Below are 13,114 nucleotides of genomic sequence, written 5' to 3' on the forward strand. Positions count from 1 at the left end.
GAAAACAGTGCGGGGCGTGGACCCCGCGCGTCCGGCGCCGCAGCGGAGTGGGGAGGCGGCGGCCCGGACGAGAGTGTCAGTCTCGGAGTGTCAGTTGGTCAGTGTGTGATTCCGGAGTCTACGGACCGAGAGAGCCACAACCCCAGACGGCCAGCGTGGACTGAACCTGGGAGAGTGCGACTGCACTCGTGAACAGCGCGCCGACGGCTTTCGGGTGTTGTGCGACCGCGTTCTGCAGGGCCTTGCGAGCCATCTCATTTCATACAATGCACCGTGTAATAAAATAAGTTACGGTCGGATAAGTGTGAAAGAAAGTGTCCGCACCCTCAAAGGGGTGCCGACCCTACCCGTTCGGTATGCGACTCGACGAGCACACGTGGACGGAGGCCGACGCGGCCGACGTGGACGTCGCGCTCCTGCCGGTCGGGAGCACTGAACAGCACGGGCCGCACGCACCGCTCGGGACCGACGCGTTCACCGCGGAGACGGTCGCGGAGGCCGCCGCCGAGGCCTACGACGGGACGGCCGTCGTCGCGCCGACCGTCGCGGTAGGCGTCTCCGAGGAGCACCGCCAGTTCACCGGGACGATGTGGGTGTCGGCGGACACCTTCCGCGCGTACGTGCGGGAGGCCGCGCAGTCGCTCGCCTCCCACGGGTGGGAGCGCGTCGTCCTCGTCAACGGTCACGGCGGGAACGTCGCGGCCGTCGGGGAGGTCGCCGCCCGACTCACCCGGGACGGCGACTGCTACACGGTCCCCTTCACCTGGTTCGACGCCGTCGGCGAGCACTCGGCGGACATGGGCCACGCCGGCCCGCTCGAAACTGCCTTCCTCCGCCACGAGTGTCCAGAACTGGTCCGCGAGGACCACGTCGAGGCGGCCCGCGAGGGCGCGAGCGACCACTGGGGCGAGTGGCAGAGCCACACGAACCTCGCACACGACTCCGCGGAGTTCTCGGAGAACGGCGTCGTCGGCGACCCGGCAGAGGGCGACGCCGAACGTGGCGCGGACCTCCTCGACGCGGCCCGCGACTCGCTGGTCGCGTTGCTCGACGCGGTAGTCGACCGGGACGTCACCCGGCCGCCACACGAGTAGTCGTCCGGTCGGCCCGACTCGCTACTCGCTCTCGGCCGCTTCTTCGTCGGTCTCGTCGCTCTCCTCGTCCGCTGCGGCTTCCTGGAGGTCCTCCAGTTGACCGCGGAGTTCCGGAATCGTGCTCGCGAGTTCGCCGACCTGCTCGCTCACGGCTTCGAGGTCGTCGAGGGCGTCCTGGATGGACTCGATCTCGGCTTCGAGGTCGTCGGCGTCCTCGAAGGCGTCGGCGCGTTCGCCGATGGTGTACCACTTCTTCGCCTGCCGGAGGTGCTCTTCGACCTCGTCGACGGCGAGCGCCGAGCGCAGTCCGTTGAGGACGCCGAGGGTGTTGTCGGCCTCGACGTCCCAGACGTCGTCCGGGTCGGGTAGTGCCGCGCGCGCGTTCCGGAGGTGTGTCTCGACGTCCTCGCGAATCTCGCTCGCCGCCTCGCCGAACAGTTCCTCGTCGTCGAGTGTCACGTCGCTCATGGCACGGGATTCGTCGTTCTCCCTTTTAAAACCCTGCCAGAAACTGAAAGTGAACGGTCGCTTCGCTCACTCCGACTCTCCCGGCTCGCGTGTCGCGTCACTCGCTGGCGCTCGCTCCGCTCCCGCTCGCATCACCGAGATTCTCACTCACTACGTTCGTTCCGAATCTCGTCTAGCTTCATCAGCGGGTAGCCGTCCTCCATCGCCATCTCGGCGACGACCTCGACGCCCTCGTGGTCGACGACGATCTCGACCTCCATGTACTCCCCCGTGAGTTCGGTGTAGCCGTGCTCGACGTCGAGTTCGTCGGTGAGGATGTCGACGCTGACGGACTCGCAGAAGGGCTGGTTCTCGATGCTCTCCTCGATGGCCGTCTCCAGCGAGGGCGCGCTCTCGGGGCTGACCGGCGTGCCCGCGAACTGGTGGTAGAGCGCGCCGAACTTGATGCCCGCCTCGAAGCAGGCCTGGTCGCGGTCGGTCGTCATGCGCCGGTCTCCGGTCCGCCGCGGCTAAGAGGTGTCGCCTCGGGGCGCCGAGTCGGCTCAGACGAGTCCGTCGAGGAGGACGGACCCACCGGCGAAGAGGAGGAACGCGGCGACGAGACCGCCGCTGTGGAGGAGCCACCGGGGGAGCGGGACCATCGTGAGGACGAACAGGACCACCGTCGCGGTGAACATCGCGGCGACGATGGGGTAGGGGAGCGGTCCCTGGTAGCGTTCGAGGCGCTCCGCCGCGTGTCCCGCGGCCAACAGCGACCCACCGACACAGAGCGCCGCACCCCACACACCGGTCAGCCGCAACAGGGTACTCGTCCGTGTGAACGACCCTCTCGCTTCGACGCCGTAGAGACCGACGGCGACGAGGACGATACCCACCAGCGCCGCGAACAGGGACGCGGCGACGAGTCGACTCCGTCGATGGGACACGGAAGACGGCTATGGGAGAAGCGTAGTTAAACGACCCCGCTCACCGCGGGCGGCAATCGTATGTTTGATGGCGCTTCTCCCCGAGTTTCCGAACGAATGGACGAACGGGTCTTGCTCACGGGCGCACAGGGGCGCGTCGGGCAGGCGATTCTGGGGGGGATCGCGGACGACTACGAGTGGCGACTCCTCGACCGCGAACCGCCGGCGGCGGAACCCGACCACGAGTTCGTCGTCGCCGACGTCACCGACGAGGAAGAGATGCGCGAGGCGATGGCCGACGTCGACGTCGTCGTACACCTCGCGGGCGACCCCCGTCCCGAGGCGCCGTGGGAGAGCGTCCTCCGGAACAACATCGACGGCGCGCGCGTCGTCTACGAGGCCGCCGTCGACACCGGCGTCGAGAAGGTCGCCTTCGCCTCTTCGAACCACGCCGTCGGCCACTACGAGACCGAGCGGAAACCCGACATCTACCGGAAGTCCTCGGAGTTCCGCCTCGACGGCACCGAACTCCCCCGCCCCTCGAACCTCTACGGCGTGAGCAAGGCCGCCGGCGAGACGCTCGGCCGCTACTACCACGACGAACACGACCTCTCGGTGGTCTGCGTCCGAATCGGGAACCTCACGAAGGGCCACCCGCCGAAGGACTACGAGCGCGGGCAGGCGATGTGGCTCTCCTACCGCGACTGCGCGCACCTCTTCGAACGCTGCATCGAGGCCGACTACGGCTACGAAATCGTCTACGGCATCTCCGACAACGACCGGAAGTACTACTCCCTCGAACGCGCGAAGGAAGTCCTCGGCTACGACCCACAGGACAACTCCGCGGAGTACACGATGGGCGGCGAACTGAAAGACGACGCCGAGCGCGAGGAGTGACTTTTGCACCCGCGTCCGCGCCGTAATCCGTTTCCTGAACGGGCACGAAACGACGGAGTATGGAGGAGTTAGCGGAGCGAGTCGCCGACGCGTTGCGGGAGAAGTACGGCGAGGAGACTCTCGTCGGGGTAAGCTACTACCACGAGGACGGCGTCGGGCACGTCTACCGGAGTGAGTGGGCGGCCGAGAAGTACGACCCCGAGGAAGTCGACGAAATCGTCCAGGACCTCCGGTTCGAGGCGCTCGGCCACGGCGCTCACGAGCAGCGCCACCGGGAGGGACTCCACGCGACGGTCCGGGTGTACGACGAACTGATCGACGTCGTCGTCCCGATCACGGAGTTCGAGGGACTGGCGTTCGCACTCTCTAATGACGGCGAGTACACCGTCCGGAACGTCGTCTCGCTCGTCGAGACGGTCGTCGAGGAGTCCGACGTCGAACGGACGGCACTCGACCACCCGAGCGGCGAGTAGCGCTTTATGGGTGTCGGCACCGAGCGCGCAACCTTAATAGACCGACAGCCAACTCCTACGCACACATGGAACACTTCCAGTTGAAGGTCCGGATGGCCCTCGTCGGGTCCATCCTGTTCGCCTTCTACGCCGTCGCGGTCGTCGCCGCGATGGCGATTTGGGGAACCGGCATCCTCCCGCTCGCGATTCTCGGGAGTATCGCCCTCGTCGCCGTCCAGTACAAGGTCGGCAAGTGGTCGGCGCTCCGGAGCGTCAAGGCCGAGGACCTCGACGAACAGCGCTACAGCGAGATTCACGACCGGGTCGAGCAGTTGAGCCGCGACATGGGAATCGAGAAGCCCCGACTGATGAAGGCCCGGATGGGCGTCCCCAACGCCTTCGCCGTCGGCCGCAAGGGCGCCGGCGTCGTCGTCATCTCCGAGGAACTCATGCACCTCCTCGAACGCGACGAACTCGAGGGCGTCATCGCCCACGAACTCGCGCACATCAAGAACCGCGACGTCGTGATGATGGTGCTCGGCCAGGGCGTCGCCTCCGTCGTCGCCATCGTCGCGCAGTGGGCGGTCCTGATGACCGGGGAGAACGACCTGGCGGACTTCTTCCTCGCCATCGTGGTCGGGAACCTCGTCCAGATGGTCGTGATGGTGTTCGTCCTCGCCATCTCGCGCTACCGCGAGTACGTCGCCGACGAGGACGCCCGGCAGTACATCGGCAGCGGCGACCCGCTCGCCCGCGCACTGGAGAAGATCTCCCGCGGCAATCAGGCCACCCAACACCACGGCCGCGAAGAAATGGTCGACCGCGAACTCAGCGCGCTCTGCATCTTCGACTCCAGTCACGGGTTCCTCAGCCAGATCCTGGCGACGCACCCGCCGGTCGAGAAGCGCATCGAGCGCCTCCGCTCGTAAGTTCGCGATGGACCTCCGTTCACTCCTCGCGGTCGTCCTCGGCGCCGCGCTCGGCGTGCTCTGTCTGGCCTATCCCGAGGGTATCGTCCGCGTCCAGCTCGTCGGCCGGTCACAGCGTCGACGCGGTCCCTACGGCGAGGACGAGTTCCCGCAGTGGATGATTCACCTCGTCCGGGTGGCGGGCGTCGCCCTGCTGGGCGTCGCCGTGTTCATCGCCGTCCAGTCGCTGTAGTCGCGACTCGCTACCCGAACAGTCCCTTCACGTCCTCTTCCTTCCGTCTCCGCCGGTCGACGTGCTGGTCGAGTCGCTGGGCGACGATGGCCCGGTGTTCGGCGTCGCGGACGAAGTCGAAGACGAACCGGACGAACTTACTGCGCTCCGAACCGTCCGCGACGTCGCGGCGGGCGTACTCGACACCCGTCTCGACGTCGAACTCTTCGTCGTAGCCCAGCGCTTCGGCGAGCGCCGGCGCCGCGAGAAGCGTCGCGTCGAGGTCGAGGTCGGTGAGCGCGGGGACCTCCCCGTCCACGACGACGGGTTCGGGCGACCGCCGCTCGACGCGCTCGGGGTCGGCTTCGAGCGCCGCGAGTGCCTCTCGAACGGACCCGACACGGACGTCCCGGTAGTCGTTCGGGAGTCCGTCGAGGTACTCTCGGCCGCTCTCGGCGAGGCCCGTCGCGCCCGCCCAGTTGCGCTCGCGGGCGTGGTGGACCGCCGCCGCGTACTGGACGAGTCCCTGGAGCAGTCGCTCGTCGCGGTCGTCGGACTCCTCGGCGTCGTCGCCGTCGGCCGCGCGGACGTCGTGCCACACCTCCTCCCACGGTTCGTGGGCGGCACGGTAGTGGCCGGCGGCGAACAGCGCCGCGCCGGCGCGGAGGGCGTCGTGCATGGGAGAAGGTTCGTGACGGTCACTTATGTACCCGACGAGAGTATATAAGGAGACGACGGGCGTCGCTCGTCAGTTAGTGTCGCGAAAATGTAGCGTCCGGACGGAGTCCACGCGAGCGGAGCGAGCGTGGGCACGGCCGGACGTGACTGAACGAAGCGAAGCGACGAGCGGAACGCTCGTCGCGTAGCAAAGTGAAGGAACGTCCGGACGGAGATTTGAACTCCGGTCCCTGGCTCCGCAAGCCAAGAGGATAGTCCACTACCCTACCCGGACTCATCTCTACGTATTCGGGGTGCACATAAAGCGGTTACGAATCGGACGGGTCAATGGGAGGGAAAGCCACGGTAGGGCGTCAGTCCGTCACGTCGCGGTGCTGGGCGAAGGTGTACTCGGCCTCGGCCGAGGAGATCGTCGTGACGATGGTGATGTTCCCGCCGTGTGCCTTCACCGTTCCCGCCTCGACGTAGGAGAGTTCGACCGTCACGGTGTCGCGGTAGGTCTCGTTGGGAGGGAGGTAGCCCACCCGCTCGCGGTCCTGCCAGAGGAGTTCGTCGCCGGTGTAGATACGGGTGCGGACGGTGACGTCTTGGGCGGTGTCGTTGCCGACGTTCGTGAGCCGCGTCGTCACGTTCCGGCAGGCGAACCCGCACGTCCGGACGCGGACGACGTCGAAGTCGTACTGGCCGACGCGACCCGCGGGGGCGGTCCGGGCGTCGACCCCGGCGGTCGACTCGTTCGCTCCGCCGGCCCCTCCGGGCCCGCCGCTGCCGGGGACGTCGACGACGCCGAACGAGAAGGCGAGTCCGAGGGCGACGAAGAAGAGTCCCACGACGCCGACGGCAGCGAGGGCGCGTCTGCTGAGGCCGACGTACCGAGCCATCGTTACAGCCTTTCGGGTGACCCTCGTTTAGCCGTGGTGGCCGCGACCCACACCCACACTCAAGTACGATGGCGCCCCCACCTCGGAGCGATGGATCGACCCAAGGACAACCCTTATCGGCACGCCTACCCTGTGCTGAACTACGATTATTATGGGCGCGATTGAGGAGACTTACGAAGACCTCGACACCGACGTCTCCCTCGAAGAGTTCCGGGAGGCGGTCGAGGCGAAGGTCGAGCAGATGGGGGGCCTCGCGGACGAGGAGACCGCCGCGATGCTCATCGCCCACGAGCTCGACGACGGGGAAGTCGGCGGTATCGCCGACGTCGAACCCGAGATGGACGAAGCGAAGTTCGTCGCCAAGGTCACGAGCCTCGGCGACGTCCGGACCTTCGAGCGAGACGGCGAAGACGAGGAGGACGGCCGCGTCCTCAACGCCGACGTCGCGGACGAGACGGGCAGCATCCGAATCACCTTCTGGGACCAGCAGGCCGTCAACGCGGCCGAAGAGCTGGACGTCGGCCAGGTCCTCCGCATCAAGGGCCGCCCGCAGGAAGGGTACGACGGCGTCGAAGTGAGCGTCGACAAAGCAGAAGTCGACGAAGACGAAGAGGTCGACGTCCAGGTCCAAGACACCTACCGCGTCGAGGACCTCTCGATGGGTGTCTCGGACGTCTCGCTCGTCGGGACGGTACTCGGGACCGACGAGATTCGCACCTTCGACCGCGACGACGGCTCCGAGGGGAAGGTCTCGAACGTCCTCCTCGGTGACGAGACCGGCCGCGTCCGCGTCACGCTCTGGGACGAGAAGGCCGACCTCTCCGAGGAGTTCGAGGTCGACGAGACCGTCGAGGTCGTCGACGGCTACGTCCGCGAGCGCGACGGGTCGCTCGAACTCCACGTGGGCAACCGCGGGACGGTCGAGCGCGTCGACGAGGACGTCGAGTTCGTCCCGGCTGGTACGCCCATCGAGACGCTCGAAATCGGCGACACCACCGACATCGCGGGCGTCGTCCGCTCGGTCGACGAGAAGCGGACTTTCGACCGCGACGACGGCTCCGAGGGTCAAGTCCGCAACGTCCGCCTCCAGGACGAGACCGGCGACCTCCGCGTCGCGATGTGGGGCGAGAAGGCCGACCTCGACATCGGGCCGGGCGACGAGGTGCTGTTCACCGACGTCGAGATTCAGGACGGCTGGCAGGACGACATCGAGGCCTCCGCTGGGTGGCAGACCACCGTCATCGAACTCGAAGACGGCGCGACGACGGCCGAAGGCGACGCGGGCGGGTCCGCGACGTCCCAGTCGGCCTCGCGCGGGCAGACACAGAGCCAAGGGCTTGACGCCTTCGAGGACGGCGAGTCGCCCAGTAGCAGCGACGCAGACGCCACCGAGAGCCCCGGGAGCGAGACGAAGACCGCGGCCGCGGCCGGTGCGGGCGGCGAGACCGAGACGACGGAGGTCACCGAGTTCACCGGTGTCGTCGTCCAGGCCGGGTCGCCGGTCATCCTCGACGACGGCGAAGAGACGATGAGCGTCGACACCGACGCGGACGTGACGCTCGGCGAGGAAATCACGGTGTCCGGCACGCTCCAGGACGGACGACTCGACGCAGACGAAGTTCGCTGACGGGACCGACGAGACGGCGAAAGAAGACGGTCGCGACGTTAGTCGTGGTCTTCGTCGTCGCGGTAGTTGTCGGGGTTGGCCTGCTCGACCGCTTCGCCCTCGCGGGCCTCGTCCTCGTGTTCGATCTCCTCGCGAATCTGCTCCTCGCGGTACTCCTCTTCGGCCTCACGTCGTTCCTCGACGACCTCTTCTGCCTCTTCCTCGTTGGCCTCCACTTCCTGGTCGGCGACGTCCTCGGCGGGCGCCTGGTGTGGGTTCTTGGCCATGATTACACACTAGGGTCGAAGCGCCGCCGACAAAGGCGTGGTGGCAGGTACGAGCGAGTGCCGACCGCCGGCTATCGACGCCCGTCTGTGAGTCGGTGTCGTGGCACGCAAGGAAAACGTTAAGGAAGCCACCACACCGATTGGAGGGTATGAGCGTCGAACTCCCGTTTGCCCCGGTGGACACCATCATCCGGGAGCACGCGGGTGACCTGCGGGTCAGCGCCGACGCGGCCGCGGAACTCGCCCGACGGATCCAGTCCCGTGGGGCAGAGCTCGCGTCGGCGGCGGCCGAACGGGCGACCGAAGACGGCCGGAAGACGCTACGCGTCGAGGACTTCGGCGTCGACCCGGCCGACCTCCCCGAGCGAGCGGAGTTGGCCCTCCCCATCGCACCGGTCGACCGAATCGCCCGCCTCGACATCCCCGACGAGTATCGCGTCTCCGAGGACGCCCGCGTCGCACTCGCGGACCGCCTCGAAGACTTCGCGGCCGACGCCGCCGAGGGCGCACGCGTCCTCGCCGAACACGCCGGTCGTCGCACCGTCCAGGCGGAGGACGTCGACACCTACTTCCGAGTCTGCGAATGAGATTCGGCTTCGACGAGGTCTGTCTCGAACACGACCCCGGCCCGCGCCACCCGGAGACCCCCGACCGACTCCGGGCCATCCGTCGCGGTCTCTCGAAGAAACACGCCGTCGACTACCGCTCGGCCGACTCCGCCGACGAGAGCGACGCGATGGCCGTCCACGACGACGAGTACGTCGCGGAGATTCGCCAGTTCTGCGCGGACGGCGGGGGCAACTGGGACCCCGACACGACCGCCGTCGAGGAGACGTGGGACGCCGCCCTCGCCGCCGCCGGACTCGCGATGTGGTCGGCCCGGCGCGCCGCCGCCGGCGACGACGGCCGCGCGACCCCCTTCGCCATCGGCCGCCCGCCCGGTCACCACGCGACCATCGACGACGCGATGGGCTTTTGCTTCCTCAACAACGCCGCCGTCGCCGCCCAGCACGTCATCGACCGCGGCGACGCCGAGCGCGTCGCCATCTTCGACTGGGACGTCCACCACGGGAACGGGACCCAGGACATCTTCTACGACCGCGAGGACGTCTTCTACACCTCCATCCACGAAGACGGACTCTACCCCGGAACCGGCGAGGTCGACGAGACCGGCGAGGGGGCGGGCGACGGGACGACGCTGAACGTCCCCCTCCCCGCGGGCGCGGGCGACCCGGAGTACTTCGCGACGTTCGACGACGTGCTCCGTCCGGCCATGGAGCGCTTCGACCCCGACCTGCTGCTCGTGAGCGCGGGTTTCGACGCCCACCGTCACGACCCCATCTCGCGGATGCACCTCTCGACCGACGGCTACGGCCACCTGACCCAGCGCGTCCGCGACGTCGCCGACGCCTGCGACGCGGGTCTCGGGTTCGTCCTCGAAGGCGGGTACAGCCTCGATATCCTCTCGGAGAGCGTCGGCATGGTCCACGAGGTGTTCGACGGGCTCAGACCGGTCGAACCGGACGAAGAAGACGTAGACGAAGCCGTCGCGGACATCCTCGACGACGTCCGCGACGTCCACGACCTCTGAGGGGCGCTACGGCTCGGGGTCGAAGTACGTCGCGAGCGCCTGTCCGAAGTCGTTCGCCAGGTCGGCTACTTCGTCGTCGACCAGGACGTCGTAGTCGCCCGCGTCGACGATGCTCGCGACGTGCTGGCCGAGCGCGACGGAGTCGAGTTTCTCGCGGGCGAACTGTTCTGCGGTCCTGACCTCCCGGTCGCGCTCGACGACGTAGCGCTCGCCGTCGAGGAACGGGCCGTACGCGTCGGCCTCCTCGTACTTGTCGTAGAACCCCTCGGCGTGCTGGCGGACGTGGACCGGGGGGCCGTCGTGGCGCTGGACGGCCGGGAGTTCCGCGACGGCGAGTTCACAGAAGAGCACGGCGTCGCCGTCGGCGAACGTCGCCGTCCGGAGGACGTCGAATCCGGCGTTCTCCAGACCTCGCTCCAGACCGTCGAGCGAGCGGCGGAGTTGGGGGTAGAGTTGGTCCTCGACGAGGTCGGGCGCCCCGAATCGGACGGCCAGCGGCGTCGTCCCGCGCCGGTCGAGGTGGACGCGGACGTCCGCGGGCGAGAGCGGTTCGACGAGGTCCGGGTAGAAACGGTCTTCGTCCGGGTCGTCGAGGAGGTCGCGGGCGTAGTGCTGGAGGCGCGCGACGTTCTCCGCGGAGACGACGGCCGCGACGTTGCGCTCGGGGTCGGTCGGGTCGATGACGACCAGCGGGTCGTCGAAGGTCTCGGCGGCGTGGTCCTCCGGGTCGAGTTTCACCGGCGGGAGCCACTCGTCGGCCGCGGTCTCGAGGACCGGGACGAACCCGCCGTACTCGACGACGAGCAGTTCGGTCAGGTAGCCGGAGAACCCCCGAGTCTTCAGGTTCGAGCCGTAGGCGCCGATTCCCTTCAGGAACTGCTTGAGCAGGCGGACGTCTGCCGCGAGGTCGTCGGTGAGTCGCTCCTGAAGGTAGGCGTTGTGGAACGGCGTCCGGTCGACGGCGGTCCGGATCTCGGTGGCCGCCTCGACGTCGAAGCAGGGGACGAGGTCGACGTCATACCCCTCGAACGTCCCGACGACGTAGGGGTGCTCGGCGTACTCCTCGTGACCCTCGGGGAGCGTCTCGTTGCCGACCGCGAGACCGATGCGTTCGAGTTCGCTACGCGAGAGGTCGGCCGGGAAGCGGACGAACAGGTCGATGTCGCGGTCGCCGCTGATCCACGTCCCCCGTGCGGTGCTGCCGACCTGTACGAGGTCGGCGTCGACGTCGGGGGCGACCTCGTCGAGCGCGTCGCGGGCGCGGTCCTTCAGTCGCTCGACGGCGTCGGCCAGTCGCTCGCGCTCGTCGGGGGTCGGGTCCACCCGTTCGCCGACGGCGTCGAGGACGGCCGCTAACTCCTCGTCGGACATGGTCCGCGCTACTCGCGGTCGGCGGGAAAGCGTGTCGGTGCCGACGACGGTGTCAATACCACCCTCACGGCCGGAGAAACGAAAGCCATATCAAAAGCAGTCCACTACGTAGGAATGCGAAGAACGAGCCGCCGTAGCTCAGTTGGTAGAGCACCTGGTTGTTACCCAGGTTGTCCCAGGTTCGAGCCCTGGCGGCGGCGTCCTTTCTCACACGTCGTTTTCACCCGACCAGTTGTGAGTCCGTCGATACCGGCGTCCGGTGACGTTCCATCCCGGTAGGCTAAAGTCGACGCACCAGATACTGTAGTCTGTAGTGGGCCCTTAGCTCAGTCTGGTTTACAGCCCCCGGCTCATACCAGCTCCCTGACAATTCGTGTGAGGGGCTGTGAGTCACCGGGTGATCGGTGGTTCAAATCCGCCAGGGCCCATACAGATTCTCCGAACCGTCCCACCGTCGAACAGAGAGATGTCGGGGTCTCAGACCCGTTCGAGTTCGAAACGGACGGCGTCGCGCACGTTCCCTTTCACGTCCTCCGCCCGCTCCCAGAAGTGGTCGACGTACTCGAACTGGCCGAGGTAGCGCACGACGCCCCGTTCGTCGGTCTCCTCGAAGAGGTGGAGTTCGTCGCCGTGTTCGCGGTGGTCCCGAATCGCCTCGTTGCCGCGCTCCATCGTCATGTCGCCGACGCGACCCTCGCCGGAGTAGACGAAGTGGTCGTCCTCGAAGTGGTCGTCGTAGCCGTACTCGTCGCCGGCGTCGCTCGTGAACAAGAAGACGACCGGGTAGTCCGCCCGCGTCGAGATGCCGTACTGTCGCTGGCCGCCGAACTGGTCGTGGAGTTCCTGGCGAACGTAGCACGCACCCTCGACGAAGTTCGGGGACTGGGGGACGTCACGCGTGTCTGACTCCGACATACTCGGCACGGAACGCGTCGCGACTATAACGTTTCGGTCGGGTGACCTGTCTCCGCTCAGTCCGACAGGCAGTGGTTTCCGACCGAGATGTATCCCTCGGCGTCGACGCGGATCGAGACGTCCGCCATCGTGGCGGCGGGGCCGCAGGTCAGCAAGCCGACGGTCCGCATCGGCTCGTCCCCGCGTGGGTAGCCGACGGAGTAGTAGACGGTCGCGTTCCGCGGGACGTCGCGGAAGACGACCGTCGCGCCCTGCGGGCCGTCCCAGCGGAAGGTTCGCGTCTGGACCGCGTCGCCGAACGGGCGGACAGAGACCGTACGCGAGACGACCGCGTCCGGGAGGGCCTCGACGTTGGCTACGTCGGGGTACTCCCGCACCGTTCCGTTCGCGAGTTCGACGGCGAACCCGGTGTGGTTCGCGGGCGCGACGCCGACGGTCAGGACGTACGCCCGGTCGGCGTCGCTCGACACCGAGACACGGACGTCGTTCCCGGTGGGGTCGTCCCTGTCCGTGGGCGGGGCGACACCGGCACACCCGGCGAGGAGGACGAGACAGACGAACGCGACGGCGACGCGACCGAACCTGTGACGTGTCACACGAGGAGTTCGCCGGACGGGGCCATCACGCTATCGGCGCCGCGAGCGGGTGGCCGAGGCGGAGGAGTGGACGGAGTTGGTGCCGACAGGAGCAGGCGTGGGGACCAGAGAGCTATGCCCTGTGCTATACAGTAACGATACCGACAGCTCGTGAACGGAGCACTCCCCGAGACCCCGGAATTATGCTAATGAACGACCATTGAGAACGAGTGTCAACGTGATAATCTTCCGAT

General features: G+C 67.6%; 18 protein-coding genes and 3 tRNA genes. 10 read left to right on the forward strand and 11 right to left on the reverse strand.

Annotated features, from left to right (window positions below):
- Window positions 1-118: 118 nt before the first annotated feature.
- Complete coding sequence (locus P0Y33_RS09400) at window positions 119-253, reverse strand: DUF7503 family protein (RefSeq protein WP_279527153.1); 135 nt, start codon at window positions 251-253, stop codon at window positions 119-121.
- A gap of 103 nt (window positions 254-356) precedes the next feature.
- Between P0Y33_RS09400 and P0Y33_RS09405 the strand changes: the two genes are divergently transcribed.
- Window positions 357-1,094 carry a creatininase family protein gene (locus P0Y33_RS09405; protein ID WP_279527154.1) on the forward strand — a complete coding sequence of 246 codons (738 nt, stop codon included), beginning with the start codon at window positions 357-359 and terminating at the stop codon, window positions 1,092-1,094.
- Between the two features lie 21 nt (window positions 1,095-1,115).
- Here P0Y33_RS09405 and P0Y33_RS09410 read toward each other — a convergent pair whose 3' ends face one another.
- The 3 genes from P0Y33_RS09410 to P0Y33_RS09420 all read right to left on the reverse strand — a co-directional run bounded on the left by P0Y33_RS09410 (window position 1,116) and on the right by P0Y33_RS09420 (window position 2,488).
- Entirely contained in the window at window positions 1,116-1,562 is a 447-nt protein-coding gene (locus P0Y33_RS09410; RefSeq protein ID WP_279527155.1) for a DUF5790 family protein, read from the reverse strand.
- Between the two features lie 143 nt (window positions 1,563-1,705).
- Complete coding sequence (locus tag P0Y33_RS09415) at window positions 1,706-2,047, reverse strand: dihydroneopterin aldolase family protein (protein WP_279527156.1); 342 nt, start codon at window positions 2,045-2,047, stop codon at window positions 1,706-1,708.
- A gap of 57 nt (window positions 2,048-2,104) precedes the next feature.
- On the reverse strand, window positions 2,105-2,488 hold the full coding sequence (locus P0Y33_RS09420; RefSeq protein WP_279527157.1) for a hypothetical protein: 384 nt from the start codon (window positions 2,486-2,488) through the stop codon (window positions 2,105-2,107).
- Between the two features lie 96 nt (window positions 2,489-2,584).
- On the opposite strand from P0Y33_RS09420, the gene azf reads away from it, so the two are divergent.
- The 4 genes from azf to P0Y33_RS09440 all read left to right on the forward strand — a co-directional run bounded on the left by azf (window position 2,585) and on the right by P0Y33_RS09440 (window position 4,977).
- Window positions 2,585-3,364, forward strand: a complete 780-nt coding sequence (gene azf, locus P0Y33_RS09425; protein WP_279527158.1) for an NAD-dependent glucose-6-phosphate dehydrogenase Azf — start codon at window positions 2,585-2,587, stop codon at window positions 3,362-3,364.
- A gap of 59 nt (window positions 3,365-3,423) precedes the next feature.
- On the forward strand, window positions 3,424-3,837 hold the full coding sequence (locus P0Y33_RS09430; protein WP_279527159.1) for a hypothetical protein: 414 nt from the start codon (window positions 3,424-3,426) through the stop codon (window positions 3,835-3,837).
- 92 nt (window positions 3,838-3,929) lie between these two features.
- Window positions 3,930-4,745: a M48 family metallopeptidase gene (locus P0Y33_RS09435; protein ID WP_279530104.1), complete on the forward strand. Its 816-nt coding sequence runs from the start codon at window positions 3,930-3,932 to the stop codon at window positions 4,743-4,745.
- Window positions 4,746-4,752: 7 nt separating this feature from the next.
- Window positions 4,753-4,977 (forward strand): hypothetical protein, encoded by a 225-nt coding sequence (locus P0Y33_RS09440; RefSeq protein WP_279527160.1) that lies wholly within the window; start codon window positions 4,753-4,755, stop codon window positions 4,975-4,977.
- Between the two features lie 10 nt (window positions 4,978-4,987).
- Here P0Y33_RS09440 and P0Y33_RS09445 read toward each other — a convergent pair whose 3' ends face one another.
- From P0Y33_RS09445 to P0Y33_RS09455, 3 genes are all read right to left on the reverse strand, one after another.
- Window positions 4,988-5,635: a DUF309 domain-containing protein gene (locus P0Y33_RS09445; protein ID WP_279527161.1), complete on the reverse strand. Its 648-nt coding sequence runs from the start codon at window positions 5,633-5,635 to the stop codon at window positions 4,988-4,990.
- Window positions 5,636-5,835: 200 nt separating this feature from the next.
- Window positions 5,836-5,908: transfer RNA gene (locus tag P0Y33_RS09450), tRNA-Arg, on the reverse strand.
- A 79-nt stretch (window positions 5,909-5,987) separates the two neighbouring features.
- Window positions 5,988-6,515: a hypothetical protein gene (locus P0Y33_RS09455; protein ID WP_279527162.1), complete on the reverse strand. Its 528-nt coding sequence runs from the start codon at window positions 6,513-6,515 to the stop codon at window positions 5,988-5,990.
- Window positions 6,516-6,666: 151 nt separating this feature from the next.
- Between P0Y33_RS09455 and P0Y33_RS09460 the strand changes: the two genes are divergently transcribed.
- Window positions 6,667-8,142 (forward strand): single-stranded DNA binding protein, encoded by a 1,476-nt coding sequence (locus tag P0Y33_RS09460; RefSeq protein WP_279527163.1) that lies wholly within the window; start codon window positions 6,667-6,669, stop codon window positions 8,140-8,142.
- Between the two features lie 38 nt (window positions 8,143-8,180).
- On the opposite strand, the gene P0Y33_RS09465 is transcribed toward P0Y33_RS09460, so the two are convergent.
- On the reverse strand, window positions 8,181-8,408 hold the full coding sequence (locus P0Y33_RS09465) for a hypothetical protein (protein ID WP_279527164.1): 228 nt from the start codon (window positions 8,406-8,408) through the stop codon (window positions 8,181-8,183).
- Between the two features lie 149 nt (window positions 8,409-8,557).
- Between P0Y33_RS09465 and P0Y33_RS09470 the strand changes: the two genes are divergently transcribed.
- Window positions 8,558-8,995, forward strand: coding sequence for a histone family protein (locus P0Y33_RS09470; protein ID WP_279527165.1), 438 nt, complete (start codon window positions 8,558-8,560; stop codon window positions 8,993-8,995).
- Window positions 8,992-9,999: a histone deacetylase family protein gene (locus P0Y33_RS09475; RefSeq protein ID WP_279527166.1), complete on the forward strand. Its 1,008-nt coding sequence runs from the start codon at window positions 8,992-8,994 to the stop codon at window positions 9,997-9,999. Before P0Y33_RS09470 ends, P0Y33_RS09475 begins: the two co-directional genes overlap by 4 nt.
- 6 nt (window positions 10,000-10,005) lie before the next feature.
- Here P0Y33_RS09475 and cca read toward each other — a convergent pair whose 3' ends face one another.
- Window positions 10,006-11,370 carry a CCA tRNA nucleotidyltransferase gene (cca, locus tag P0Y33_RS09480; RefSeq protein ID WP_279527167.1) on the reverse strand — a complete coding sequence of 455 codons (1,365 nt, stop codon included), beginning with the start codon at window positions 11,368-11,370 and terminating at the stop codon, window positions 10,006-10,008.
- Window positions 11,371-11,497: 127 nt separating this feature from the next.
- Between cca and P0Y33_RS09485 the strand changes: the two genes are divergently transcribed.
- A tRNA-Asn gene (locus P0Y33_RS09485) sits at window positions 11,498-11,570 on the forward strand.
- Window positions 11,571-11,685: 115 nt separating this feature from the next.
- Window positions 11,686-11,798, forward strand: a tRNA-Ile gene (locus tag P0Y33_RS09490).
- A 49-nt stretch (window positions 11,799-11,847) separates the two neighbouring features.
- Here P0Y33_RS09490 and P0Y33_RS09495 read toward each other — a convergent pair.
- Together P0Y33_RS09495 and P0Y33_RS09500 are read right to left on the reverse strand one after the other, a co-directional pair.
- Window positions 11,848-12,285 (reverse strand): hypothetical protein, encoded by a 438-nt coding sequence (locus P0Y33_RS09495; protein ID WP_279527168.1) that lies wholly within the window; start codon window positions 12,283-12,285, stop codon window positions 11,848-11,850.
- Between the two features lie 56 nt (window positions 12,286-12,341).
- Window positions 12,342-12,881, reverse strand: a complete 540-nt coding sequence (locus tag P0Y33_RS09500; RefSeq protein ID WP_279527169.1) for a hypothetical protein — start codon at window positions 12,879-12,881, stop codon at window positions 12,342-12,344.
- Between the last annotated feature and the right edge of the window lie 233 nt (window positions 12,882-13,114).

The organism is Halospeciosus flavus (genome assembly GCF_029814175.1).
GTDB classification, from domain to species: domain Archaea; phylum Halobacteriota; class Halobacteria; order Halobacteriales; family Halobacteriaceae; genus Halospeciosus; species Halospeciosus flavus.